This window comes from Cohnella cellulosilytica (assembly GCF_042431195.1).
Classification (GTDB): Bacteria; Bacillota; Bacilli; order Paenibacillales; family Paenibacillaceae; genus Cohnella; species Cohnella cellulosilytica.
The window spans coordinates 107,637-133,353 of the sequence record NZ_JBHMDN010000017.1 but is presented as its reverse complement, the minus strand read 5'-3'; the positions used below and the strand labels follow the sequence as shown (position 1 = coordinate 133,353).

19 protein-coding genes are annotated in these 25,717 nt (G+C 60.4%); 18 read left to right on the top strand and 1 reads right to left on the bottom strand.

Annotated features, from left to right (window positions below; all coding sequences use genetic code 11):
* Window positions 1-14: 14 nt before the first annotated feature.
* The 10 genes from ACFFT4_RS14190 to ACFFT4_RS14145 all read left to right on the top strand — a co-directional run bounded on the left by ACFFT4_RS14190 (window position 15) and on the right by ACFFT4_RS14145 (window position 12,071).
* Window positions 15-452 (top strand): PTS mannitol transporter subunit IIA, encoded by a 438-nt coding sequence (locus ACFFT4_RS14190; RefSeq protein WP_378048631.1) that lies wholly within the window; start codon window positions 15-17, stop codon window positions 450-452.
* Window positions 449-1,615 carry a mannitol-1-phosphate 5-dehydrogenase gene (locus ACFFT4_RS14185; protein WP_378048630.1) on the top strand — a complete coding sequence of 389 codons (1,167 nt, stop codon included), beginning with the start codon at window positions 449-451 and terminating at the stop codon, window positions 1,613-1,615. Before ACFFT4_RS14190 ends, ACFFT4_RS14185 begins: the two co-directional genes overlap by 4 nt.
* Window positions 1,602-3,332 (top strand): phosphoenolpyruvate--protein phosphotransferase, encoded by a 1,731-nt coding sequence (gene ptsP, locus ACFFT4_RS14180; RefSeq protein WP_378048628.1) that lies wholly within the window; start codon window positions 1,602-1,604, stop codon window positions 3,330-3,332. The genes ACFFT4_RS14185 and ptsP overlap by 14 nt, the downstream gene beginning before the upstream one ends.
* Before the next feature lie 36 nt (window positions 3,333-3,368).
* Window positions 3,369-3,629: an HPr family phosphocarrier protein gene (locus ACFFT4_RS14175; protein ID WP_378048626.1), complete on the top strand. Its 261-nt coding sequence runs from the start codon at window positions 3,369-3,371 to the stop codon at window positions 3,627-3,629.
* Window positions 3,630-3,876: 247 nt separating this feature from the next.
* Window positions 3,877-5,493 (top strand): response regulator, encoded by a 1,617-nt coding sequence (locus ACFFT4_RS14170; protein ID WP_378048624.1) that lies wholly within the window; start codon window positions 3,877-3,879, stop codon window positions 5,491-5,493.
* Entirely contained in the window at window positions 5,490-7,268 is a 1,779-nt protein-coding gene (locus tag ACFFT4_RS14165) for a cache domain-containing sensor histidine kinase (protein WP_378048623.1), read from the top strand. The genes ACFFT4_RS14170 and ACFFT4_RS14165 overlap by 4 nt, the downstream gene beginning before the upstream one ends.
* On the top strand, window positions 7,268-8,260 hold the full coding sequence (locus tag ACFFT4_RS14160) for a substrate-binding domain-containing protein (RefSeq protein ID WP_378048621.1): 993 nt from the start codon (window positions 7,268-7,270) through the stop codon (window positions 8,258-8,260). Before ACFFT4_RS14165 ends, ACFFT4_RS14160 begins: the two co-directional genes overlap by 1 nt.
* A gap of 206 nt (window positions 8,261-8,466) precedes the next feature.
* A complete protein-coding gene (locus tag ACFFT4_RS14155) occupies window positions 8,467-9,969 on the top strand; it encodes a sugar ABC transporter ATP-binding protein (RefSeq protein WP_378048620.1) in 1,503 nt (500 codons plus the stop codon).
* Between the two features lie 27 nt (window positions 9,970-9,996).
* Window positions 9,997-10,986 carry an ABC transporter permease gene (locus tag ACFFT4_RS14150; protein ID WP_378048618.1) on the top strand — a complete coding sequence of 330 codons (990 nt, stop codon included), beginning with the start codon at window positions 9,997-9,999 and terminating at the stop codon, window positions 10,984-10,986.
* Window positions 10,987-11,066: 80 nt separating this feature from the next.
* Window positions 11,067-12,071: an ABC transporter substrate-binding protein gene (locus tag ACFFT4_RS14145; RefSeq protein ID WP_378048616.1), complete on the top strand. Its 1,005-nt coding sequence runs from the start codon at window positions 11,067-11,069 to the stop codon at window positions 12,069-12,071.
* A 260-nt stretch (window positions 12,072-12,331) separates the two neighbouring features.
* Here ACFFT4_RS14145 and ACFFT4_RS14140 read toward each other — a convergent pair whose 3' ends face one another.
* Entirely contained in the window at window positions 12,332-14,296 is a 1,965-nt protein-coding gene (locus ACFFT4_RS14140) for a helix-turn-helix domain-containing protein (protein ID WP_378048615.1), read from the bottom strand.
* A gap of 199 nt (window positions 14,297-14,495) precedes the next feature.
* Here ACFFT4_RS14140 and ACFFT4_RS14135 point away from each other — a divergent pair, with 199 nt between their 5' ends.
* From ACFFT4_RS14135 to ACFFT4_RS14100, 8 genes are all read left to right on the top strand, one after another.
* Complete coding sequence (locus tag ACFFT4_RS14135) at window positions 14,496-16,688, top strand: Tex family protein (RefSeq protein WP_378048613.1); 2,193 nt, start codon at window positions 14,496-14,498, stop codon at window positions 16,686-16,688.
* Window positions 16,689-16,813: 125 nt separating this feature from the next.
* Entirely contained in the window at window positions 16,814-17,275 is a 462-nt protein-coding gene (locus ACFFT4_RS14130) for an RrF2 family transcriptional regulator (protein ID WP_378048611.1), read from the top strand.
* 353 nt (window positions 17,276-17,628) lie between these two features.
* A complete protein-coding gene (locus tag ACFFT4_RS14125) occupies window positions 17,629-19,431 on the top strand; it encodes a sensor histidine kinase (RefSeq protein ID WP_378048610.1) in 1,803 nt (600 codons plus the stop codon).
* Window positions 19,406-20,926 carry a response regulator transcription factor gene (locus ACFFT4_RS14120; protein WP_378048608.1) on the top strand — a complete coding sequence of 507 codons (1,521 nt, stop codon included), beginning with the start codon at window positions 19,406-19,408 and terminating at the stop codon, window positions 20,924-20,926. The genes ACFFT4_RS14125 and ACFFT4_RS14120 overlap by 26 nt, the downstream gene beginning before the upstream one ends.
* 192 nt (window positions 20,927-21,118) lie before the next feature.
* A complete protein-coding gene (locus ACFFT4_RS14115) occupies window positions 21,119-22,084 on the top strand; it encodes an ABC transporter permease (RefSeq protein ID WP_378048606.1) in 966 nt (321 codons plus the stop codon).
* An 11-nt stretch (window positions 22,085-22,095) separates the two neighbouring features.
* Window positions 22,096-23,001 (top strand): carbohydrate ABC transporter permease, encoded by a 906-nt coding sequence (locus ACFFT4_RS14110; protein WP_378048604.1) that lies wholly within the window; start codon window positions 22,096-22,098, stop codon window positions 22,999-23,001.
* Between the two features lie 114 nt (window positions 23,002-23,115).
* Window positions 23,116-24,843, top strand: coding sequence for an ABC transporter substrate-binding protein (locus tag ACFFT4_RS14105; protein WP_378048602.1), 1,728 nt, complete (start codon window positions 23,116-23,118; stop codon window positions 24,841-24,843).
* Window positions 24,844-25,034: 191 nt separating this feature from the next.
* Window positions 25,035-25,685, top strand: coding sequence for a nitroreductase family protein (locus ACFFT4_RS14100; protein ID WP_378048601.1), 651 nt, complete (start codon window positions 25,035-25,037; stop codon window positions 25,683-25,685).
* The last annotated feature ends 32 nt before the right edge of the window (window positions 25,686-25,717 follow it).

Here is a 25,717-nt window from a genome sequence, read left to right as displayed (position 1 = left end):
GGGGAGAGAGAGCGATGACAATACTGTCCAAAGAAAAAATCAGGCTGGGGGTCCGCGCCGGCGACCGCTACGAAGCGATTCGGCTGGTCGGCCAGCTGCTGGTCGACGCCGGGCACGTGCCCGCGGAGTATATCGATTATATGATCCGGCGCGAAGAGGAGCTGTCGACCTTCATGGGGGCGGGGCTGGCCATTCCGCACGGCACGAATGAAGCGAAGCCGCTGATCCGCTCCACCGGACTGGCGGTGCTGCTGTCTCCGGACGGGATCGACTTCGGCGAGGGGCAGACCGCGAATATCGTCGTCGGCATTGCAGCCGTCGGGGACGACCATATGGAATTGCTGACCGGCATCGCTTCCATCGTGGCCGACGACGCGGCCAACGAACGTCTTCTGCGGGCGAAGTCGGCCGACGAAGTGCTGGATATTTTCCAGGCGGAGATCGGATCGTGAAAGCCGTCCATTTCGGCGCGGGCAATATCGGAAGAGGCTTTATCGGACTGCTGCTGTCGCGTTCCGGCTACCGGGTGACCTTCGTCGACGTGAACGACGCCGTCGTGGAGGCGCTCAATCGGCGGCGCAGCTACAGGGTCGACTACGCCGGCTCCGGCGAAGAAGCGCACGAGGTCGCGGGAGTGGACGCCATTCACGGCTCCGATGCGCAGGCCGTGGCCGCGGCGGTCGACGGGGCGGATCTGGTCACGACGGCCGTCGGCGTCGGTGCCTTCGGCTCCATCGCGCCGGCGCTTGCCGAAGGCATTCGTCAGCGGCTTCGCTCGGGCGCTCCGCCTCTGCGGATTATGGCTTGCGAGAACGCGATCGGCGGCAGCAGCCGGCTGGAGCAGGCCGTGGCCGCGCGGCTGACCGAGGAGGAACGGCGGCTCGCCGGCTCGAGCGTCTTCTATCCCAATTGCGCCGTAGACCGCATCGTGCCGCAGCAGCATCATGACGATCCGCTGCGGGTAACGGTCGAACCGTTCTGCGAGTGGGTGGCGGAGGAGCTGCCCGATTCGCCTCCGTCTCCCGGCATTCAGGGCGTACATTACGTCGCCGAGCTGGAGCCGTATATTTCGCGCAAGCTGTTTACCGTCAATACCGGCCACGCATGCGCCGCTTATTACGGCTATCTGCAGGGCTGCGGGACGATACGGGAAGCGCTCGCGAACGGGACGATCGCGGCCGCGGTCGGCGGCGCGCTGCGGGAGACGGGCGCGCTTCTGGTTCGGCGCTACGGCTTCGACGAGAGCGAGCACGAACGTTACATCGCCGTCACGCTGGAACGGTTCGCAAATCCGCGGCTGGCGGACGATGTCGTCCGGGTCGGAAGATCGCCGCTCCGCAAGCTGTCTCCGGACGAGAGATTCGTCCGTCCGGCCGTGCTGGCTTACGAGGCGGGGCTGGCAACGGAAAACTTGACGAATGCGATCGCGGCGGCGATGCGCTTCGATTACTCTGAGGACGCGGAGGCGGCGGAGCTGCAGGCCGCGCTGCGCGAATACGGGCCCGGCATCGTCGTCTCCCGGTATATGGGCCTCGGGCCGGAGCATCCGCTGCACGCCGCCATTACGGAGCGTTATGCGAGTATAAGGAAGGAGGGGCGACATGAGCGATCATAAAACCGTCGTGCGCCAAGGGATTGCCGCGTCTCCCGGCTACGCCGTATCGCGGGCCTATATTTTGAAGCGGGAGCCGTACGTTCCCGAGCGCTTGTCCGTCGCCGATCCCGCCGCGGAGCAGGAGCGATTCCGCGAAGCGGTCGATTTCGCCGTGAACGAGATCGACGGCATCAGGCAAGCGATGGAGGAGAAGCTCGGCGCGTCCAAGGCGGAAATCTTCGAAGGTCATCTGCTGCTGCTTCGCGATCCCGAGCTGCTGGATACGGTTGTCGCCAACATCGGCGAGCAGCGCCTGAACGCCGAATACGCGCTGCTGGAGGTGAGCCGGATGTACATCGAGATTTTCGAAGGCATGGACAATGAGCTGCTGCGGGCGCGGGCGATCGATATCGCCGACGTGTCGGAGCGGGTGATGAACCGGCTGCGCGGCCTCCCCCATGTCGACGTATCCGCATGGACGGAGCCTTGCGTTCTTATCGCCGAGGAGCTTGCGCCGTCCGATACGGCCCGCCTCAATCCGGACATTGTGAAAGCAATCGTGAGCGAGGCCGGCAGCCGGACCTCCCATTCCGCGATTATGGCCCGCTCGCTCGACATTCCGGCGATCGTCGGCGCGGGGCCCGGCCTGACGGACATTCCGCAGGGAGCGGAGGTCGTTGTGGATGCGCTGACCGGAGAGCTGATCGTGCATCCGACGGAAGAGCAGAAGCGGGTATTTACGGAGAAAATGGAACGGTACGAGAGCCGGCGGCAAGAGCTGCGGAAGCTGAAGGATCTGCCTTCCGTCACGCGGGACGGCCATCGCGTCGAGCTGGCCGCCAATATTGGCAAGCTGGAAGATTTGGAGAAGGCTCTGGATAACGGAGCGGAAGGAATCGGACTGTTTCGAACGGAATTTCTGTATATGGATCGCAGCAGCATGCCGGGCGAAGACGAGCAGTTCGGCATCTACAAGCACGCGCTTCAGCGCATGGAAGGAAAACCGGTCGTCATTCGAACGCTCGACATCGGCGGCGACAAGGAGCTGCCGTATATGTCGCTTCCGAAGGAAAGCAACCCCTTCCTGGGACAGCGGGCCATTCGCCTCTGTCTCGCGCGGGATGATCTATTCCGCACGCAGCTCAGGGCGCTGCTTCGCGCCAGCGCGTTCGGCAATCTGAAAATTATGTTTCCGATGATCGCGGTATTGGAGGAATGGCGGCAGGCCAAGGCGATCTTATTGGAAGAGAAGGCGCGGCTGATCGGGCAAGGTGTCGAGGTGAGCGAGGAGCTGGAGCTCGGCATGATGGTCGAGGTTCCGGCCGCCGCGCTGTTGGCGGACCAATTTGCTCGGGAGGTCGACTTTTTCAGCATCGGAACGAACGATCTGATCCAGTATACGATGGCGGCGGATCGGATGAACGAAGCGGTATCCGGCTTGTATCAGCCTTGCCATCCCGCTATTCTGAGATTGATCGGAATGGTTGCCGAAGCCGCCGGGCGGCATGGCAAATGGGTCGGCATGTGCGGCGAGATGGCCGGCGACGCCAAGGCGATTCCGCTGCTCGTCGGGCTGGGGCTGCATGAATTGAGCATGAGCGCGGCTTCGATTCTGGCGGCGCGCGAAGCGGTTCGCGGGCTGAATCGCGAGGAGCTGGTTCCTTTCGCGAAGCAGGCGCTCTCTATGGGCAGCCAGGCCGAGGTCGAAGCGCATTTGCAGACGCTCCATCGTTTGTAACGGCAAATTTTAAAGGCAAAAGGAGCATGAATCGGTATGATAACGAAAACGTTTGTTGTAGCCAACCCTCAGGGCTTCCATGTGCGGCCGACGAAAACCTTCGTCGAATGCGCGCAGCTTCTGCCCTGCGAGGTCTATGTGATTGCGAACGGGCGCCGGGTGAACGGCAAAAGCTCGCTGGGTCTGCTGTCGCTCGGGCTGGCCCGGAACGCGGAGGTGTCCATCGAGGCGGACGGCGAGCAGGAGGAGCGGGCGATCGAAGAGCTGGGCCGGATTATGACGGATATTTTCGAATAACATAGACGGATGCGGGGCCGGCTTGTCGCGGCTCCGTTTTTTTGTGCCGGTTCGGCAAGGATAAAATTCGCTTTCCTTATCCGAATCCTCTCCGACAAAAACGCATTCGCCGTCCTATGGACGCCGCAGGCGTTTTTGCTTGCCGAAGCGCGAAAGGCTTGCCTGACTTTGTTTTCGGCGACATAATAGAAGGATGCGCAGACTGCGGAGCAGCGGCGATTTTCCCCCGGAACGAGGAGGCACCGGCATGTACAAGATTATGCTTGTGGACGACGAAGCGGAAGTCAGGGAGGGCATCCGCAATCGCATCGCCTGGCAGGAGCACGGCTACGATTGCGTCGGCGATTACGAGAACGGAATGGATGCGCTCGAAGCGGCGGAGCTGCTCAAGCCCGACGTGGTGCTGACCGATATCAACATGCCTTTTATGGACGGGCTGGAGCTGACGCGGCAATTGGCCGAGCGGCTTCCGTGGACGAAGGTGGTCATTCTGACCGGCTACGACGACTTCGACTACGCGCAGCGGGCGGTGAAGCTGAGCGTAAAGGACTTTATTTTGAAACCGATTACAAGGGAAGAACTGATCGGGGTGCTCGACAGCATCAAGGGGGAGCTGGACGAGGAGAAGGACCGGCGCGAAAATCTCGTCCGGCTGGAACGGCAGCTGAGAGAGAGTCTGCCGGTATTGAAGGAGAGATTTCTCGAACGAATGGTCGGCACTTCGATCGGCCTGGGAGAGATGGCGCAAAGGATGGCCTATTTCGGCCTGAATCTGCCCGGCCCGGCGTACGTGGTGCTGGCGGCGGACGCGGATCATTTCGGCGAAGCGGCCCCGGACGCCGACCGGGAGCTGCTCCGCTTCGCGCTGCACAATATCGTGCAGGAGATCGCCGCCCGCGAAGCGGAATCGGCCGTGTTCCGCAGCCGGGAGGAGAAGGCGGTGTGCATTCTGTCCGGCGGCGCGGACGACCGGCTGTTCGACCGGGCGCAGGCGCTGGCGGAGGAAATCCGCCGCTCGGTGGAAACGTATTTGCGCTTCACGGTAACGGTCGGCATCGGCCTTCCCGTCTCCGGACTGGCCGACATTCGCCAGGCGTACCGCTCCGCGGTCGCCGCTCTCGATTACCGCGTCCTGCTCGGGACGAACCGCGTTATCAGCATTACGGACCTCGAAGGCCGCCGCGGCTTGTCCGCGGATACGACGGGAGATTGGGAGAGACGGCTTGTCATCGGCGTGAAGACCGGCTCCGCGGAGGAGACGGAGCAGGCGGCCGCGGCGATCGTATCGCAGCTGAAGACGGCGGCCCCTTCTATCGAACAGGCGTACGTCCGCATTCAGAAGCTGATCGTCTCCCTGCTTAACGCGCTGGAGGAATCGGGAGCCGGAGCCGGGCTGTTCGGAGACGGCGTCAACCCGATTACCGAGGTGTACCGCTTCAAGACGCTTGACGAGATCGAGCTGTGGCTCAAGGAGCTGTGCGGGGAGTCGATCCGCATGCTGGCCGAGAAGCGCAGCGACATGGCCCGCGGCTTCATGGTCAAGGCGGAGGCGTATATCCGGGACAACTTCGCCGATCCGGGCTTGTCCTTGAAGACGGTGTGCGAGATCGTCCATATGAGCAACAGCTATTTCAGCGCCATGTTCAAGGCGCGGACGGGGAAGACGTTTGTCGAATATTTGACCTGGCACCGCGTCGAGAAGGCGAAGGAGCTGCTGGCCGCCACCGATCTGAAAAGCTACGAGATCGCCGCCGAGGTCGGCTATGCCGATCCCCATTATTTCAGCGTGCTCTTCAAGAAAGCGACCGGAGACACGCCGACGGAATACCGGAACCGGGCCGCGGGACGGGAGAGGGCCACATGAACCTGTTTCGGTTCCGGACGATTCAATCCAACATCGCCGCCGCGCTCGCTTTTATGATCGTCATTCTGGCACTCGTCATGGGCTTCATCGCCTACCGGCTGTCGGCATCGGCCGTTCAGCGGACGGCGCAGGACTTTACGGCCGAGCTGATCAAGCAGGTCAACACCAACATCCAGTCTTACGTCAACAACATGGAAAATATTTCGCTGCTGGCTCTGAACCATCGCGGCGTGAGCGGCTATCTGACCGGAGACAGCGACGACGAAGCGTCGGTGACGGATTTTCTGCGGACGATCATTTTGTCGCGGAAGGACATCGCCTCGATCGGCGTCTTCGGCTATAACGGGCGCTTCGTCTCCGACGGAGGCAGCGGCAATCTTAATCCTTACGTCAACGTGCCGGACCAGAGCTGGTACCGCGAGGCGAAGGAGGGCCAGGGCAAGGTGTTCATCTCGCCGTCGCACGTTCAGCCCGTCTTCAAGGAGGACTACAGATGGGTTGTCTCGCTCAGCCGGGAAATCCGCAGCGCGGACAATTCGCGGGGGATCGGGGTTCTGCTGGTCGATCTCAATTTCAGCGTCATCAACGATATTTTGAACGGCATCGAGCTGGGCAAGCGGGGGTACGTGTATATCCTCGACCGAGGCGGGCGCGTCGTCTATCACCCGCAGCAGCAGCTGCTCTACAGCAACCTCAAGACGGAGAAGATCGACGAGGTGCTGGCGCTCGGCAACGGCAGCTTTATTACGGACGAAGGCGGCCAGAGCCGCATCTATACGGTTCAGGATTCCGGCTTCGGCTGGAAGATCGTCGGCGTCTCCTACGTCGGCGAGCTGGTCAACAACAAAGGGCGGATGCAGACGTCTTTCTTTACGCTGGGCGGCATCAGCCTTGTCGTGGCGCTGCTGCTGTCCTTCCTGCTGTCGCGCAATTTGACCCGTCCGATCCATCAGATGCAGAGGCATATGAGCGAGGTGGAAAAGGGCAACTTCGACATCCAGGTGCCGGTCGATGCGACGCGGGAGATCGGCATGCTGGCCCGCGCCTTTAATCTGATGGTCGTACGCATTCGCGAGCTGATGGCGCAGGTGGTCAAGGAGCAGGAGTTCAAGCGCAAGAGCGAGCTGAACGCGCTGCAGGCGCAGATCAATCCCCACTTCCTGTACAATACGCTCGATTCGATCGTCTGGATGGCAGAGAACGACAAGTCGGCGGAGGTCGTTCGCATGACCTCCGCCCTGGCCCGGCTGTTTCGCGCCTCGATCAGCAAGGGCTCGGAACTGGTGCCCGTTCGCAACGAAATCGAGCATATCAGCAATTACTTGACGATTCAGAAAATGCGCTACCGCGACAAGCTCGATTTCCGCATCGACGTGGACGACGCCATCAAGAGCAGCCTGACCTTAAAGGTGCTGCTGCAGCCGCTGGTCGAGAACGCGATCTACCACGGCGTCAAAAACAGGTACGGCACGGGGACGATCCGGATTACGGGAGAGAGAAAAGGAGAGACGATCGTGCTGCAGGTCAGCGATAACGGAGTGGGCATGGACGAAGCGACCCGCAGAGCGCTGTTGACTCCGGCGGCCGACCCGAAGCAGGGCAAAGGCGTGGGGCTGACGAACGTCCACGAACGCATCCGGCTGTATTTCGGCAAGGCGTACGGGCTTACGATCGAGAGCGAGCCGGACGAGGGCACGACGGTGACGGTGACGATACCGGTTCTCGACGGCCCTGCGGCCGTCGCGGAGCCGCCGGGGAAGGAGAGGGAAGCGTAATGGCCAGACGAAGCGATACGAAGCGGCTGCTGACGTTCGTGCTGGCGGTCGTCGCCCTCACGCTGGCGGGGATTTACGGGCTGGGCGCGCTGCGCGGGGAAGACGCGGCCAAGCCGCTCAGCGTCACCGTCGTGATCAAGTCGGTATCCAAGGAGATGGAATTCTGGCAGGTGCTGATGGAAGGCGTCCATGCCGCGGCCAAGGAGTTCGGCGTCAACGCCAGCGTCGTCGGTCCCCAGCGGGAGACCGACATCGACATCCAGATCGGCATGCTGCGGCAGGCCGTAAGCGAGAGGCCGAACGTCATTCTGATGGCCGCCGCCGATTACAACCGGCTGGCGCCGCTCGCCGAGGAGATCGACCGCGCGGGCATTCCGCTCATCACGATCGATTCCGCGGTGAACAGCGAGGTACCGCGGAGCTTTATTGCCACCGACAATGTCGAAGCCGGGAAGAAGGCCGCGCTTAAGCTGGCGGAGCTGCTCGACGGACCGGCCCGCGTGGCCATCATCAGCTATGTGAAGGAGACCGCCACGCAGATCGAGCGGGAAAGCGGCGTCCGGAGCGTGCTGGAGGCGGATCCCCGCTTCGAGATCGTCGGCACGTATTACAGCGACGGAGACGAGAACGTCGCCTACGAAACGACGAAGGAGCTGCTGCGGAAATACCCGGATCTGAAAGGCTTCGTCGGCCTGAACGAGCCCTCCTCCGTTGGCGCGGGCCGGGCGATCAGGGATATGGGGCGGGGCGGCGAAGCGCTGCTGGTCGGCTTCGACAGCTCGGTCGACGAAGTCCGCCTGCTGGAGGAAGGCGTCATTCAGGCGACCGTCGTCCAGCGTCCGTTCAATATGGGCTATCTCGGTGTGAAAACGGCGGTCGACCTGATCGCCGGCCGCAAGGTGCCGGCCTCGATCGACACCGGCTCTCTCGTCATTACGAAAGCGAACATGTACGAGGAGGAAAACCAGCAGCTCGTCTTTCCGTTTAATTAAGGCTTATCGTCTCCCAAACCGTTTTTCCGCAATGGCGTCCAGTGACGACCGCCGTTATCGGAAAAGCGGTTTTTTGCTGCGCTCTCCGATCATCAGAGATTTTTCAACCATGCGAAGAGAATATTCCATTTCTCCTGTAAACGTTTCAAATTACAATTCGGATAGACCAAAAAGACGCCGCAAGGCGAGCGAAAAGGGGTGAGAGGATGGAGGAGCTGTTGCTCCGTATGGAAGGCATAGACAAGGCGTTCCCGGGCGTTCAGGCGCTGCAGCAGGCGCGCTTCGAGCTGCTGGCCGGCGAGGTGCACGCGCTGATGGGAGAGAACGGCGCCGGCAAGTCGACGCTGATGAAGGTGCTGACCGGCGTATACAGGAAGGATGCCGGAACGATCCGTTATCTGGGGAAGGAAGCGGAGTTTCCCCACACGAAGGCGGCGCAGGACGCCGGCATCAGTATCATCCACCAGGAGCTGAATCTGGCGCCCGATCTGACCGTGGCCCAGAACATTTATATCGGCCGGGAGCCGCGGAGGAAGGGCTTTCCGCTGTTCACCGACGAGAAGAAGCTGAACGAGCAGGTTCGCGCGCTGCTAAGACGAATGAACCTGTTTCTCGAGCCGGATGCTCCGGTTGCCGAGCTGACCGTGGCGAAGCAGCAGATGGTGGAGATCGCCAAGGCGCTGTCCTTCAACGCCAAAGTGCTGGTCATGGACGAGCCGACGGCGGCGCTGAGCGACAGCGAGATCGCCGACCTGTTCCGGATCATCGGCGAGCTAAAGATAAGCGGCGTCGGCATCGTCTACATCTCCCACCGGATGGACGAGATCAAGCGGATTACCGATCGCGTGACGGTCATGCGCGACGGCGCTTATATCGACACGGTCCGCACGGACGAGGTGACGATCGAGCGGATTATCTCGATGATGGTCGGGCGGGCCGTCTACCAGGAGTCCCGCGCCCAATCGGCGTCGTACGGGGAGACGGCGCTTGAGGTTACGGAGCTGAGCCGCGGCAAAGCGCTGCAAAATATCGGCTTCTCCGTGCGCAAAGGAGAAATTCTCGGCTTCGCCGGTTTGGTCGGCGCGGGCCGAACGGAGCTGGCCAGAGCGATCTTCGGGGCGGACCCGGTCGATTCGGGCGAGATTCGCGTCCACGGGCGCAAGGCGCGCATCCGGAGTCCGCACGACGCGGTTCGGGCCGGAATCGGCTACCTGTCCGAGGATCGCAAGCGCTTCGGCCTGCTGGTCGACATGGACGTGAAGACGAACGTCGCCGTCGCCAGCCTGCGCGAATTTACGCGGCTCGGAAGCTGGATGAAGGCGGGAGCGATCGGCGAAGCCGCCGCGTCCGTCGTCGACAAGCTGAAGGTCAAGACGCCGAGCGTCGACCAGGAGGTCAAATATTTGTCCGGCGGCAATCAGCAGAAGGTCGTCATCGGCAAGTGGCTGACCCGGGACTGCGACATTCTGATTTTCGACGAACCGACGCGGGGCATTGACGTCGGGGCCAAGAGCGAGATCTACAAGCTGCTCGAAGAGCTCGCCGGTCAGGGGAAAGCGATCGTCATGATTTCTTCCGAGCTTCCGGAAATTTTGCGGATGAGCCATCGCGTCGTCGTCATGTGCGAGGGACGGATTACCGGCGAGCTGGCCCGCGAGGAAGCGACGCAAGAGAAAATTATGAGTCTGGCCACCGCGCGAATCGGCTGATTCAAGCAATCGAAGGGGGAAGTCATCATGCAACCCGCAGAAGCGAAAAAGACGCTAAAGCTGGGCTCGGGCATGCTGCAGCAGCTGCTGGCGTTTACGAGTCTGATCGTTCTTATTGTGGTATTTTCGTTCGCATCGGAAAATTTCTTTCAGTTTTCCAATATTGTCGGCATCCTGCTCTCCACCGCGGTCATCGGCGTTCTGGCGCTCGGCTCGACCTTCGTTATCATTACCGGGGGCATCGACTTGTCCGTCGGCACGGTGATGACGCTGAGCGCCGTCATGACCGGCGTATTCATCACCTTCTGGGATTTCCCCGTCTGGCTGGGCGTGATCGGCGGCATACTGACCGGCGCGTTGTGCGGCTTCCTGTCGGGAGCGCTCGTGGCGAGGCTGAAGATTATGCCCTTCATCGCGACGCTGGCGATCATGATGATCGCCAAAGGGCTGGCGCTCGTCATCTCCGGGACGAAACCGATCTACTTCAACGACGATCCGGGGTTCCGCAAAATCGCGCAAGGCTCGGTGCTCGGCGAGCTCATCCCGGGCTTCACCATTCCGAACGCGGTGCTGATCTTTTTCCTGGCGGCGATCGTCGCCGGCGTTATTCTGTCCCGCACGATCATCGGCCGTTACAACTTCGCTCTCGGCAGCAACGAAGAAGCGACGCGGCTGTCCGGCGTTAACGTGAATTTCTGGAAAGTCGTCATCTACACGATTACCGGGCTGTTCACCGGCCTGGCGGGCGTGCTGATCGCGTCCCGTCTCAGCTCCGCCCAGCCGGCGCTCGGAGCGGGCTACGAGCTCGAAGCGATCGCGGCGGTCGTCATCGGCGGAACCTCGCTGAGCGGCGGCAAAGGCACGATCGTCGGCACCGTCATCGGTGCCTTGATCATGAGCGTGCTGACGAACGGCCTGCGGATTTTGTCCGTGCCGCAGGAGTGGCAGACCGTCGTCGTCGGCCTGGTCATCCTGCTGGCGGTGTACACGGACATGCTGCGCAGACGGAAGAAGTGACCATTGAAACGGTAGGTTCTCCGCGGCCGCGGCCCGGAGTTTCCATACAACCATTAAGGGAAAAGGGGAGACTTTCGGTTATGAAAAAATGGACCATGCTTCTCGCAACGACTCTGCTCGTCGCTCTGACGCTGAGCGCCTGCGGCGGCAATAAGGAATCGGGCTCGGCGGCTTCTCCGGCCGCCGGCGGCAGCGCTCCGGCGCCAAGCGAAGGCAAGCTGTACATTCCGATCATCTCGAAAGGGTTTCAGCATCAATTCTGGCAGGCGGTCAAGGCGGGAGCCGAGAAGGCCGCGACCGAGCTGGGCGTAGAAATTACGTTCGAAGGTCCGGAGACGGAAGCGCAGGTCGACAAGCAGCTCGAAATGCTGCAGGCGGCGCTGGACAAAAAGCCGTCCGCCATCGGCTTCGCGGCGCTGGACAGCCAGGCGTCGGGGCCATATCTGGAGCAGGCGCAGTCCGCGGGCATTCCGGTCGTCGCCTTCGACTCCGGCGTCGAGAGCCCGATTCCGGTCACGACCGCGTCCACGAACAACATGGCGGCATCCACGCTGGCGGCCAAGAAGATGGCGGAGCTGATCGGCAACGAAGGCGAGATCGCGATGATCGTTCACGACCAGACGAGCCGCACCGGCGTCGATCGCCGCGACGGCTTCAAGAACGAGATCGAATCGAATCATCCGAACATTAAGATCGTCGACATCCAATACGGCGGAGGCGATCATCTGAAGTCGACCGACCTCGCGAAGGCGATTATTCAAGCCCATCCGAATCTGAAAGGCATTTTCGGCTCCAACGAAGGCTCGGCGATCGGCGTGTTCAACGCCGTGACGGAGCTCGCGCTTGACGGCAAAATTACCGTCATCGGCTTCGACTCCGGCAAGCAGCAGATCGACGCGATCAAGTCGGGCAAGATGGCCGGCGCGATTACCCAAAACCCGGTTGGCATCGGCTACGAAACCGTGAAGGCGGCTGTCGCCGCGGTGAAGGGCGAGAAGGTCGATCCGATTATCGACACCGGCTTCTTCTGGTACGATCAATCTAACATCGACAATGAGGAGATCCAGGCCGCGATCTACGAATAAGCGATCCGGAAGCGCCGAGCGGCGCCTTGGGATCGGCTGGCGGCAGCAGAACAGTCCGGGCGCGCAAGAGGCGTCCGGACTGCTGTCGTGCCGTGGGGCTGCCGCGGGGACAGAGGTCGCGAGGGTGCCGGACGGAGGCCTGTCTCCCGGGGAGGCTCGGGGCAGCGGGTTTTAGGCCATACGCAGACGGGACAGGACCTCGGCCTGTCTCCCCCGGGGGGGGCACGGGGCAACTGGGTTTTAAGCTTACGGCGAAGGTATTATTGCGCGGCCTTGGCTTGCGCCCGCTCGTCCATCATGTCGGCAACATCCTCGATCTGTCCCATGACCGAGATCGGATCGGAGAAGTAGAAGCGGTAGCCGTCGATTTCGTACAGCTCGTCGTTGATAACCGCCGGCAGCGTTCCCCAGATGGAGTCGCCGGCATAATCGTACGACTCGGCTTTGGCGTCCACCGCCATGAAGATATGGTCGCCGGCGTACTTGTCGACAACTTCGTTGGAGATGCTCATCCAGCCCACCTTGGAATCGATGTCCCGCACGACATTTTCGTTCATCGGCATGTCCAGCTCTCCGTGAATGGTTTTGCCCGTATAGGCGTTTCCGTAGAGCGTTATCTGTTTGTCGATGCCGCCGTCGAATACGGTGACCGTCTCTCCTTCCGACAGGTGCGCCTTCACCCGTTCCTTCGCTTTGGCGAGCTTTTCTTCGAAGGTCGCGAGCCAGGCGGAGGCTTCCGGCGATTTGCCCAGAAATACGCCCAATTGATCCATTTGCTCGCGGATATTGGCATTCACTTCGAGATAGACGGTAGGGGCGATCTTGGCATAGGCTTCGTATTTGGCGGCATCGCCCGTCACGATCAGATCGGGATTAAGCGACACGATCGCCTCCAAATTGTCGGAGATGTCCGCGATTCCTTCGACCTGATCCTCCAGATAAGGATTTTCCATAAACATGCGATTGGTTCCCAGGGGCTTCACGCCCAACTCCAGCAGGTAGCCCAGGTAGAAATCGGTAACGACCCGCTCGGGCGCGGCCGGAACCTCGACCTCTCCCATCGACGTCGCGACGATTCTCGTGCCTGCCTCTGCGGACGCAGCGGCGCTCGCGGATTCGGAGGCCTGCGAAGCCGTCGGGGACGGAGATACGCTTGAAGATGCGCTTGGGGATGCATCGTTAACGGCGCTGCTTCCGCATCCTCCGAGCAGCAGACCAAAAGCCAGCAGAAGGCTGGCCGGAACCTTCGTCGAGTGATTGAACATGTGAGTAGACCCTCCATCTGTACGTTGATAATGATTCTCGTTATCACGTATAGGAATATAGCACGACGCCATAGGGTCAACAATGGGATTTCTCCCTTCCGGGAATGTAACATCTTCCTCTCGGGGCAGCTTTCGATAACGATGCGGCGATATTCCGACATGCTTCTTGAAGGCATTGCTGAAATAATAGGCGTCCTGGTAGCCGACCGCGGCCGCGATCGTGCGCAGCGGAAGCTGGGTGCCGGCGAGCAGCTCGCACGCCTTGCGAATCCGCAAGCGAATGAGACAGTCGATCGGCCCGCGATCCAGAACCTGCTTAAAGCAATTCGACAGATAGCCGGGACTTCTATGGACCGCAAGCGCCAAGGTGTCCAGCGTATGCGGCTCGGAATAATGCTTGAGCATATACTCCAGAGTCATCGTCACCAGTTCGGCCGGACTGAACGCTCTGGACGGCGAGGGACCGCCATGGAATTGCTCGATGACGTGGGACAGCCATTGATAGAAAACGCCTTTAAGCCGCAGGGATACCGTCTGCTCCGGGAGCCGGCTTAATGCCAGCATTTCGCCAAGGAGATCGTAGAGAACGACCGGCTGATGGGGGATCACATCGTATACCGTCTCGAACGGGCTGCATCGGTTGAGCAAAGATAACGTTTCGTCGGTCGGCGGATTGTCCCAATCGGCCTCGTAGCCCACGATCATATATTCGACTCCGTCTACCCCGGCATTCATTTCGCAATAGCTTTTTTTAGGCATATGGAAAATTTGCAGGTTTTTCACGGAATAGGCGCGTCTGTTTAATAGAATCAAGGCTTCGCCCTTGCTCATGCAGAGGAAGCCGGCGGATCGAACGGCGAAAGAAGCGCGTTCCCCGGGCTTCAGGGCAAGCTTGCGAACCTCGATCCGCCGGATGCGGGCCAGGTTCCATAATTGGATGTGCTCGTTCAGATGAAGCATCGGCTGTGCATCTCCACTTCTCTAAGGAATAAGCTGTATTCCATTGTAACCCGCTGACGGAGCGGCGATCCACAGGTTTCGGAACGGAAGGCGATGCGAAGGACGCGGCGCGGCCCGAATACGGGGAGTGGCTTGCCTAACCGCGTGCGGAAAGACATAATAAAAGGATGCATATTAGAGCTGCGGGGGGCAAGAAGCGATGAGCGTGGGGAATGAGAGCGCGGTAAAGAACGCCGCGCAGGAAACGCAGGAGAGAATGATCAAGCAGATCGCGGGCGAGCTGGGGCTGGGCCTGGGACAGATCAGGACGGTCGCCGCTTTGCTGGACGACGGGAACACGATTCCTTTTATCGCCCGATACCGCAAGGAAATGACCGGCGAGCTCGACGAGGTGCAGCTTCGCGCGATCGACGACCGCCGTACATACTTGAAAGGGCTGGAGGACCGCAAGGGCGAAGTCATTCGCCTCATCGAGGAGCAGGGCAAGCTGACTCCCGAGCTGCGGGCGGCCATCGAGAAGGCGGTTAAGCTGCAGGAGGTCGAGGACCTGTACCGGCCGTACCGGCAGAAGCGCAAGACGCGGGCCAGCGTGGCCAAGGAGCGCGGCCTGGAGCCGCTCGCGCTGTGGCTGCTGGCGCAGCCGCGGCAGGGCGACGTGCGCGCGGAGGCGGCGAAATACATCGACGCCGAGAAGGGCGTAGACACCGCTGAGGATGCGATCCAGGGCGCGTCCGACATCGTGGCGGAAGGGCTGGCCGACGACGCCGGCATCCGGCGCTGGGTGCGCAAGTTCACCTGGGACCAGGGCGTGCTGGTCAGTAAGGCCAAGGACGCGGAAGCGGAGTCGGTCTACGAGATGTATTACCAGTATTCCGAGCCGGTTCGGCGGCTGCCGCCGCACCGTGTGCTGGCGATCAACCGCGGGGAACGAGAAGAGTTTCTGTCCGTCTCGATCGACGTGCCGGCCGACCGGATCGTGGACGAGATCAACCGCAGGACGATCAAGGGGCCGGGCCCCGCTCGCGACGTGCTGGCCGCGGCGGCGGAGGACGCCTACAAGCGTCTGATCTCCCCTTCGATCGAGCGGGAGCTGCGCGGCGAGCTGACGGAGAAGGCCGAGGAGCATGCCATCGGCATTTTCTCGGAAAATCTGCGCAATTTGCTGCTCCAGCCGCCCGTCAAAGGCCGGGTCGTGCTTGGCGTCGATCCGGCTTACCGGACCGGGTGCAAGCTGGCCGTCGTCGACGATACGGGCAAGCTGCTCGAGGTGGCCGTTACGTATCCGACTCCGCCTCATAACAAGAAAGCGGAGGCGGAGGTTGTTTTCCGGCGGTTGATCAACCAGTACGGGGTTGGGCTGATCGTCATCGGCAACGGCACCGGGTCGCGGGAAACCGAACAGTTCGTCGTGGGCATCATCAAGGCGATGCCCGAGCGCAGCCTGCAGTATTTGATCGTGAACGAGGCCGGAGCGAGCGTCTATTCCGCGTCCAAGCTGGCCGCGGAGGAGTTCCCGGATCTGGACGTGTCGGAGCGCAGTGCGGTCTCCATCGCCCGCCGGCTTCAGGACCCGCTCGCCGAGCTGGTGAAGATCGAGCCGAAGGCGATCGGCGTCGGCCAGTACCAGCACGACGTGACGCAGAAGAGGCTGGACGAGAGCTTGACCGGGGTTGTCGAATCGGCGGTTAACCACGTCGGCGTCGACGTCAATACCGCCTCGCCTTCGCTGCTGTCTTACGTGTCGGGCGTCAACGCGACGATGGCCCGCAACATCGTAAAGCTTCGCGAAGAGAAGGGCAAGTTTACCGACCGCTCGCAGATTCAGAAGGTGCCGCGTCTCGGCGCCAAGACGTTCGAGCAGTGCGCGGGGTTTCTGCGCATTTCCGACGGCGAGAACCCGCTCGACCGGACGCCGATCCACCCCGAATCGTACGGCGTGGTCGGCAAGCTGTTCAAGGAGCTCGGGCTGAAGCCGGCGGACATCGGTACGGAGGAGCTTAAGGCGAAGCTGGGCGCGATGCGCCTGGAGGAAGTGGCGGAGCGGCTCGGCGTCGGCATCCCGACGCTGCGCGACATCGCGGACAGTCTGCAGCGCCCGGGACGGGACCCGCGCGACGAGCTGCCGCCCCCGATCTTCCATACGGACGTGCTGGACATCGAGGATTTGAAGCCGGGCATGGAACTGCAGGGAACGGTGCGCAACGTCGTCGATTTCGGCGCTTTCGTCGATATCGGCATCAAGAACGACGGACTGGTGCACATCTCGCAGATCAGCAATAAATTCGTCAAGCATCCGACGGAGGCGGTTGCCGTCGGCGATACGGTTACCGTCTGGGTGCTCGGCGTCGATCTGAAGAAGGGGCGCGTCAGCTTGACGATGCGCCAGCCTTAAAAAAAGCGGGAGGTTCCGGCCGCTGTCGGGCTTGATGCGGCCGGGGTTTTCGGCAAAGATAAGAATTTGCCACTTGCCCCGGAGAGAGCAATCCGGTACAATTCAAGGCAATTGGAGGCGATTGCATGAATCCGGAGAAGTGCGTCGGTTCCTACCATCCCAAGTGGTTCGGGCTGGCGCTGCAGGCGCTTGTGGTTCTGTCGAAGGATTGCATACGCACCTGTCCCAGCGCGGAGCTCGCCAAGCTGCTGCAATCGGAAGCGACCTTGCTAAGACGCATCCTGTCGCTGCTCGCGAAAGGCGGAATTTTGGAAACCCGCGAAGGACGGGATGGCGGATACCGATTGAGAAGAGATCCGAATTCGATCACGCTTGCCGAGGTATTCTCGGTGCTTCAAGTTGCCGACCCGCTCTGCTCGGGCATCCGGGAGACGGCGGGCGATCACGCCTTCGGCCAGGAGATGAACGCGATCTTCGACGAGGTGACCGGCGAGATGGATCGCGCCATCCTGCACGTGCTGGAGCGTTATTCGATCGGACAGATTGCCGAGCGCGCGGGCAGCTTTGCCGGCGCCGGGGCTGAATAGGCAAGGAATCAAGAGGTTGTCCCATAAGTCCAAAGAGTCGTACCGAACGATGAGCGATGGAATGAGGCAAGTCGCATCTATCTTCTTCCGCTGCTATACGATCCTGAAGTGTTGAACCGATAAACCCGTGAAGGGGTCATTTCAGGAACGTATGAGGCAGTCTCCAGGAGACGGATGCTTCTTTTTTTTCATCGATCATCCTATACGACCTTACTTATGGAGCAGCCCCTTTTTGCACAATCCGAACGAATTCTCGACCGCCTCTAAGGAAGCGGACAATCACATAACATCGGGAAACCGCTTGCATTGTTTTTGGCACCCGCCTATAACTAGTAGTGAAAGGGGGAGGGGCGGTGAGGGGATACGCCAGAAGGTTCAACGATATGAAGCTCCGCAACAAAATGGTATGGTCGTATATGCTGTTTTTTATTCTCCCCTTCATCATAGTGGGGCTTTTCGTCGTGCACGAATTCAGGCAAACGGCGCTGACGCGGGCGGCCGAACAGGCGGAGAGCACGGTGGAGCGGGTGAAAAGCCGCGTGCTCGAGATGCTCGGCGTGCCGATGCTGCTCTCGAACCAGCTTTCCCTGGATACCGATATGGAGGACGTGGCGACGACGCGGTACCAGGACGTTTTTCAAGTCGTGGACGCTTATTGGAGCTATACCAAATTCAAGGTGTTCCTCGATTTCAATTCCGAGATTACGAGAGTGAAAATATACGCGGACAATCCGACGCTGATCGACAACTGGGAATTTACGCCGCTCGACGACAAGACGCGCCGGACGTTCTGGTACGAATCGGCGATCGGCCAGACCGGGAGGCTGGGCTGGTATTACTTCCCGAACGACTCGCGCTCCGCCTCCAGCATGCTCAGTCTCGTTCGAAGCGTTTATTTTCAGAAAACCCGCACGTTCGGATTGCTGCAGGTCGACGTCAACACGAACGAATTAAACGCCATTCTGGCGCAGGAGGAGCCGGAGATCGCGCTGGCCGACGAGCGCGGGATCGTCGTCGCTTCCAACCGGTCCGGCATGGCGGGCCGGAAGCTGGACGAGCTCGCCTGGGGGGAGCAGGTCGCCGCGCTGGAGCCGGGCCAATACGAGCTTGCCGTCGGCGGAGTCGGCTCCAAGGTCATCGTCGATGCCTTAAAGCCGGACAACAGCTACAGCGGGCTTAAAGTCGTGTCCGTGTTCCCCGTCGAGAGCATCATGAAAGAAGCGAACCGGATCAGCGCGCTCGGCTTTCGGATCATCTCGGTCGTGTTCGTCGTCGCGCTCGTCCTGATCTACTCGATCTGCACCGTTCTCACCAATCGGCTGCTCAAATTCAGCAAGCAGATCAACAAGGTTTCGATGGGCAATTTCAATACGGAGCTGACCGTGGACGGCAGCGACGAGATTGGGCAGATCAAGCGGCAGTTCAATCAGATGGTCGGCAGCATCCGGGAGCTGATGGACGAGGTGAGATCCTCCCACGAACAGACCCGCGGGCTCGAGCGCAGGCAGAACGAGATCAAGCTGAAGATGCTCGCCAGCCAGATCAATCCCCATTTTCTGTACAACGCGTTGGAGTCCATCCGGATGAAGGCGCATTTGAAGGGCGAGAAGGAAATTTCCCGAACGGTGAAAATGCTGGGCAAGCTCATGCGCAAAAATTTGGAGCTCACCGGGAAGGAGATCGAGCTGGCCGAAGAGTTCGAGATTTTGCGCTGCTACCTGGAAATCCAGAAGTTTCGCCACGAAGACCGGCTCGATTACGAGCTGGTTCTCGATCCCGCCGTAGAGAAGGCCGTTCTCCTGCCGCTGCTGATCCAGCCGCTCGTGGAAAATTCGGTTGTGCACGGCCTGGAGAAAGCCGTCGACGGCGGCACGGTCGTCGTGAGAGCGTGGCGGGAGGACGAGCGTCTGCAGGTCGTCGTCGAGGACGACGGCGTCGGAATGACGGCGGGGAAGCGCGATAAGGTGCTGCTCTCGCTCGAGGACCAGGAGGCGGAACGGATCGGCCTGCACAACATTCAGCAAAGGCTGCTCATGACTTACGGAGAAAGCTCCGGCTTGACGATCGAGAGCGAAGAGAACCGGGGGACGCGCATCAGCTTCAGCATTCCATTGGAAGGGACGACCAAACATGCACAGAGTGATGATCGTGGATGACGAGCCGCTGATCCGGGAGGGGCTGCGGACGATTGTCGATTGGGAGGAATACGGCTTCCAGGTCGCGGATGCGGCCGGCGACGCGATGGAGGCGCTGCGGAAGCTGCCCGAGGCGGCGCCCGGGCTGATGATCGTGGACATCCGCATGCCGGGAATGGACGGCCTGGAGCTGCTGCGGGCCGTCCGGGAACGATGCCGCCCGTGCCCGAAGTTTCTGATTCTGAGCGGCCATGCGGATTTCGAGTATGCGCGGACGGCTCTGCAGCTGAAGGTCGACGGCTATCTGCTCAAGCCGATCGACGAGGAGGAGCTGGCCCGTCATCTGGAACGGATCGGGGAGTCGCTGCGGGAGGAACGGACGGAGGCCGCGGAGAGATGGAGCCGGGAGAGCGCCATCCAGAAGCTGCTGACCGGGGAGGAGGACGTTGCTTTCGAGAAGGCCGATCTGCGATGGTCGTCCTACGAGGCCCTTCTCGTCAAGCTGCTGGGCCGCGACGAGCCGGACGCCAAGAGGGTCGCCGGGATCAAGCGGCGGCTCGTCGAGAGGTTCGATCGGACGGACGAGGGGGCCGTCTTCTCCGCGGAGCCGTATCTCGGCATCGCGCTCAAGGATACGATGAACCGGTCTTCCGCCCGAGGCAGAGCTTACCGTCTGATCGCCGAGGCGTGCGAAGAGACGGATTTCGATGCGGCGTCGGGAGGGGCGGTCGCGTCGCTCGCCGACTTGGCCGGTTCGTACGAGAAGGCCCGGGAGCTGATGAAGCGCCGGTTTCTGTTTGCGGGCGGCGGCATCGTCTCCGAGGAACCGCCGCTCCCGGCGGACGCCGCGGAAGCGGATTCCGGCGCCGCGTCCGAGTCGGAGGAGAAGCTTTTCCTCGCGCTGGACGCCGCGAATTCCGACGCCGCCGAGGCGGCCCTGCGCCGGCTCGGCGCGGCGTGGCTGGCCGCGGGCGCGTCCGAGCAGGAGATCAAGACCGGGTTCGCCGCGCGAATGTCGGCGACGTTGTCCAAGCTGGCGCAGTCCCGTCCCGAAATCCGCGATTACGTGCAATCGCTCGATTCGGAGCTCGCTTCGCTGGCCGCGGAATACCGTTACGATCTGCTGATCGCGCGGTTGTCCTCGATAAGCGCGCGGGTGGCGGAGAAGCTTCGTTTCGCCGGAGCCGGGCCGGACATGCAGGTGCAGAGAATGATCGAGCTGATCCGCCGCAACAGCGCGGAGAACTTGAAGCTGGAAGCGCTGGCCGAAGCGCTCGGGTACAACAGCTCTTACCTCGGCAAGCTGTTCAAAAGCGCCACCGGCGATTATTTCAACACGTATCTGGACAAGGTCAGAATCGAGAAAGCGAAGGAAATGCTTCGCAAAGGAATGAAAGTATATCAAGTCGCGGAGCTGGTCGGCTATGCGAACGTCGATTATTTTCATGCCAAATTCCGCAAATACGTCGGTTTGTCTCCCGTCGCTTATCGCAAGAACGCCGCCGATTCCCGCTGAGGATCGGGACCGGACAAGCGTCGGAAGCGCCTGCCGTCTCCAAGGCCGTCATCGGACCGGGGAGTCGGCTTTTTTCATTTTTCCGGAAGCAGCCCGACCTCTAATTTTGGCATGATTATTGAGCGAATCCTCGCTGTAGCGGTAAGAATGCGTTTTCATTATGATGGATTCATACAGCAAGGAGGGAAACTCATGAATGCGAGGCCCGATCATTCGACCGCCGTTTCACTGCCCGTGGCGCCGGTCCGGGGAGGAGCGCTTCGGCGCGCGTTCCGGAACCGCTACCTTTACTTGATGTCGCTGCCCTTCGTCGCCTGGGCCTTCGTCTTCACCTACTTGCCGCTGTGGGGATGGCTGATGGCGTTCCAGAAATACAATCCGAAGCTCTCGGTGTGGGAGCGGGATTGGGTCGGCTTCGCCAACTTCCGGACGCTTTTCCAGGACGAGACGTTTTATCTGGTCATGCGCAACACGCTGGCGATGAGCATGATGTCCCTGATCGCGGGATTTACGATTCCGATCGCGTTCGCGCTTCTGCTCAACGAAGTGAAGAACATGGCGTTCAAGAAAACGGCGCAGACGATTTCCTATTTGCCGCACTTCGTGTCCTGGGCGGTCGTCGCGGGCATCGTCTCGAAAATGCTGTCGACGGACAACGGCGCGGTCAACGACTTCCTGGTGTGGACCGGCCTGCTGGACGAGCCGATCCAGTGGCTGGCGAAGGGACAATACTTCTGGGGCATCGTCACCGTATCCGACGTCTGGAAGGAGACGGGCTGGAACGCGATTATCTACCTGGCGGCGATGGCGGGAGTCGTCCCGGAGCTGTACGAGGCGGCCAAAGTCGACGGAGCGAGCCGCTTGCGGCAAATGTGGCATATCACGCTGCCCGGCATCCGGCCGACGATTATCATCCTGATGATTCTGTCGATCGGGAACCTGATCAATATCGGCTTCGAGAAGCAATTTCTGCTTGGCAACAATCTCGTCGTCGATTACTCGAAGGTGCTCGACTTGTACGCGCTGGAATACGGCATCAAGATCAACCGGATTTCCTTCGCTACGGCGATCAACATGTTCAACTCGGTCGTTGCGGTGTTCCTGCTCTTCACGGCGAACGGGCTGTTCAAGCGATTTACGAAGGAAAGCGTATTCTAGGAGGGGACCCCATGACCGAACGCAGCGCGCGCAGAGGCGTCCCCGGCTCCGACCGGATCGTCGACGCGCTCATCTATGCCGCTCTTATCGTTACGTCGATCGTCACGCTCTACCCGTTTCTCAACGTGCTGGCCATTTCGTTCAACGACGCGACGGACAGCGTTCGCGGAGGAATCACGATTTTCCCGCGGGCGTTCACGCTTGAAAACTATAAAGCCATCTTCACGTACGACACGTTGGCAACCGGCTTCAAAATATCGGTGCTGCGCACGGCGGTCGGCTCCGCGCTGGGTCTGATCAGCGCGTCGATGCTGGCTTACACGCTTGCCCGGCGCGATTTTCAGGGACGCCGATTCGTCTCGACGTATTTGGCCATTACGATGTACGTAACCGCCGGACTCATTCCGTTCTACATTCTGATCAAGGATTTGAACATGATGAACACGTTCGCGGTATACGTTCTGCCGGGCGTCGTCAGCGCGTTTAACGTATTCGTCGTCCGGTCGTTCATGGACGGCATTCCGTACGAGGTGCAGGAGTCGGCGAAAATGGACGGAGCCAACGACTTCACGATCTATTGGCGAATCATCCTCCCGATGACGAAGCCCGCGCTGGCGACGATCGGCCTGTTCCTGGCGGTCGGCCAATGGAACGCCTGGTTCGACACCTACCTGTACAACGGGTCGAGCGAGCATCTGACCACGCTCCAATTCGAGCTTGTCAAAGTGCTGCAGAGCACGACGAACAACTCCGGAGACTATCGCTCGCAGAACATGACGGAGGTCATGTCGACCGTCTCCCCGGATTCGGTGAAGATGGCGATTACGATTTTCGTCTCGGTGCCGATTCTGCTCGTCTATCCGTTCCTGCAGCGCTACTTCGTCAAAGGCTTGACGCTCGGTTCGGTGAAAGGCTGAACGTTGGCTAAGCCGCCGTTCGTCAAGTCAGGGGTAAGATTTTGAAATCGGTATCAGCGGGCTGGTCCCGTTATACGCATATCGCAATCGTACAAATATCGAGGAGGGTACTACATGGCAGCAAAGAAAAAATGGCCAAGTCTCGTCCTGAGCGCCGCCCTGCTGGCCGGCTTGCTGGCCGCATGCGGCAACGACGACAACGGGGCGTCCAGCCCCAGCGCGTCGCCCAGCGCGTCAAGCTCGGGCACGGCGTCCGCCTCCGCTTCGGAGGAGAAGCTTGAACCGCTGGCGCTGACCTATTACAGCGAAGACGTCAATCCCAACTGGGGCAACAACGAAGACGATATCGGCAAATGGCTCAAGGAAAAAACGGGCATTTCGCTCAAGGCGGAATTCGCCGTCGGCGACGCCGTGCAGAAGTCGGCGCTTATCGCCTCCAGCGGCGATTATCCGGACCTGATCAGCGCGAAGACGAGCATCAGCAAGTTCGTCGACGCGGGCGCCGTGCTCGACCTGACGGATCTGATCGAGCAGCACGCTCCGAACCTGAAGAAGCTGTTCGAGGGCCAGATGAACCGTCTGAAATACAGCGAGGCCGACCAGTCCATCTACGTCATTCCGTCCTACGACGGCATCAACCAGCAATATTTCGAGGCGGGCGGAGGCATGCAGCTGCAGCACCGCGTCGTCAAGGAGCTCGGCTATCCGACGATTCGGACGGTCAACGATTTCGAGAACGCGATCAAAGCATATTTGGAAAGGCACCCGAAAGACGAGAACGGGAATCCGAACATCGGCCTGTCGCTCATCGCCGAGGACTGGCGGATGTACATCGGCGTCACGAACCCCGCATTCGCGTCGACGGGAGGGTCCGACGACGGCGAATATTACGTGGACATCGACACGCACGAGGTGACGTACCACTTCCGCCGGCCGATCGAGAAGGAATATTTCCGCTGGCTGAATCACATGAACGCGGAAGGACTGCTCGACAAGGAATCCTTCGTTCAGAAGTACGACCAGTACAAGGCGAAGATCGCGACCGGCCGCGTACTCGGCCTGATCGACCAGAAGTGGAGCTTCGACGACGGCCAGAAAGCGCTGAAAACCGAAGGCAAATTCGATCAGGCCTACGGTCATTATCCGGTGACGCTGTCCGAGGAGTACAAGCATACGGCTTTCTGGCCGACAGGCTTCACGGGCGGCTCGGGCGTCGCGATCTCGGTCGACAACCCGGACCCGGTGCGCACGATCAAGTTCCTGGATTATCTCGCTTCCGACGAAGGCCAGGTGCTCGTGAACTGGGGAATCGAAGGCCAGCATTACAACGTCGAGAACGGCAAACGCGTCATTCCGGCCGACGTGGCCGATCGCAAGGTGAACGATGCGATCAACTTCCAGAAGGAATCGGGCATCGGCAACTATAATTTGCTGAGCGCGCATTACGGCGACGGCGTTCAGGATCCGTCGGGGAATTACTATACGACGAAATTCCCGGAGCAGCTGATCAGCGATTACAGCGACGTGGAGAAGGAAGTTCTCGCGGCGTACGGCGCGACGATCTGGAAGGATCTCTTCCCGAAGGAGGAAGAGTTCAAGATGAAGCCATGGGGCGCGCTCTGGAACATTCCGATCCCGAGCGAGAGCGACCTCGTCGTTCTCGAGGAGAAGCTGAAGAACATTACCTGGAAGCGCATCCCGGAAGCGATTCTCGCCAAGCCGGAGCAGTTCGACGCGCTGTGGGACAAATATATGCAGGAGATCGAAGCGGCCGGAGTCGAGAAAGCCGAGCAGCTTCGCCAAGAGCTGCTGAACGAGCGTTTGGCTCTGTGGGGCTCCTGATGTAACCGAAACGCCTCGCGAACGGTCGCCGTGACCGGAATCGCGGGGCGTTTTTTTTCGTGTCCCGGGAGCGGGATTGACAATCAAAATGAAGAGGAATATACTGTGCATTATTCGCAACAGTTTATCGAACTTATAACTGTGTTGATATTTACACAATTAAAATTTTCGTGAAAAACGGAGGAATATTCATGTCAACCACACAAGCGGTACAGACCCCGAGCTATGCGGAAGTCGTCCAAGGGCGCCGTTCCGTCCGCCAATACGATCCCGATTTTAAAATCTCCCGGGAGGATTTGACCGAATTGTTCGCGGAGGCGCTTCGGGCCCCCTCCTCTTCCAATCTTCAGCCTTGGCGTTTCCTCGTCATCGATTCGCCGGATCTCAAGCAGAAGCTGCTGCCGATCGCCAACAACCAGCAGCAGATCGTCGATTCCTCGGCCGTCATCGCCGTTCTGGGCGACTTGGAAGGCTACAAGCTGGCGGATACGATCTACAATCGGTCTTACGAAGCGGGATACATGCCGGAAGCGACCAAGGATATGTTTATCGCCAACTCGACGAAGATCTACGGCAATCTGCCGCCCGAGATCGCGCGTAAAATCGTTCATACCGACGGCGGGCTCGTCTCGATGCAGATCATGCTGTCCGCGAGAGCAAGAGGTTACGATACGGTTCCGATGGGCGGTTACAATGCGCAGAAGTTCATGGAGGAATTCGGAATCGGGGAGCGTTACGTGCCGATTATGCTGATCGCCATCGGGAAAGCCGCCCAGGAAGGCCATCCGTCCGTTCGCCTGACGGTGGACGAAGTGGTCAGATGGAACGAATTCGATCTCTAATACGCATCTAAAAAAGGATCTCTCCGTCATGC

Excerpts from the sequence above, each read along its gene's own strand:
- ACFFT4_RS14190 (WP_378048631.1), top strand. The coding sequence starts at position 15 with ATGACAATACTGTCCAAAGAAAAAATCAGGCTGGGGGTCCGCGCCGGC.
- ptsP (WP_378048628.1), top strand. The coding sequence starts at position 1,602 with ATGAGCGATCATAAAACCGTCGTGCGCCAAGGGATTGCCGCGTCTCCC.
- ACFFT4_RS14175 (WP_378048626.1), top strand. The coding sequence starts at position 3,369 with ATGATAACGAAAACGTTTGTTGTAGCCAACCCTCAGGGCTTCCATGTG.
- ACFFT4_RS14170 (WP_378048624.1), top strand. The coding sequence starts at position 3,877 with ATGTACAAGATTATGCTTGTGGACGACGAAGCGGAAGTCAGGGAGGGC.
- ACFFT4_RS14165 (WP_378048623.1), top strand. The coding sequence starts at position 5,490 with ATGAACCTGTTTCGGTTCCGGACGATTCAATCCAACATCGCCGCCGCG.
- ACFFT4_RS14160 (WP_378048621.1), top strand. The coding sequence starts at position 7,268 with ATGGCCAGACGAAGCGATACGAAGCGGCTGCTGACGTTCGTGCTGGCG.
- ACFFT4_RS14155 (WP_378048620.1), top strand. The coding sequence starts at position 8,467 with ATGGAGGAGCTGTTGCTCCGTATGGAAGGCATAGACAAGGCGTTCCCG.
- ACFFT4_RS14150 (WP_378048618.1), top strand. The coding sequence starts at position 9,997 with ATGCAACCCGCAGAAGCGAAAAAGACGCTAAAGCTGGGCTCGGGCATG.
- ACFFT4_RS14145 (WP_378048616.1), top strand. The coding sequence starts at position 11,067 with ATGAAAAAATGGACCATGCTTCTCGCAACGACTCTGCTCGTCGCTCTG.
- ACFFT4_RS14140 (WP_378048615.1), bottom strand. The coding sequence starts at position 14,296 with ATGCTTCATCTGAACGAGCACATCCAATTATGGAACCTGGCCCGCATC.
- ACFFT4_RS14135 (WP_378048613.1), top strand. The coding sequence starts at position 14,496 with ATGAGCGTGGGGAATGAGAGCGCGGTAAAGAACGCCGCGCAGGAAACG.
- ACFFT4_RS14130 (WP_378048611.1), top strand. The coding sequence starts at position 16,814 with ATGAATCCGGAGAAGTGCGTCGGTTCCTACCATCCCAAGTGGTTCGGG.
- ACFFT4_RS14120 (WP_378048608.1), top strand. The coding sequence starts at position 19,406 with ATGCACAGAGTGATGATCGTGGATGACGAGCCGCTGATCCGGGAGGGG.
- ACFFT4_RS14115 (WP_378048606.1), top strand. The coding sequence starts at position 21,119 with ATGAATGCGAGGCCCGATCATTCGACCGCCGTTTCACTGCCCGTGGCG.
- ACFFT4_RS14110 (WP_378048604.1), top strand. The coding sequence starts at position 22,096 with ATGACCGAACGCAGCGCGCGCAGAGGCGTCCCCGGCTCCGACCGGATC.
- ACFFT4_RS14105 (WP_378048602.1), top strand. The coding sequence starts at position 23,116 with ATGGCAGCAAAGAAAAAATGGCCAAGTCTCGTCCTGAGCGCCGCCCTG.
- ACFFT4_RS14100 (WP_378048601.1), top strand. The coding sequence starts at position 25,035 with ATGTCAACCACACAAGCGGTACAGACCCCGAGCTATGCGGAAGTCGTC.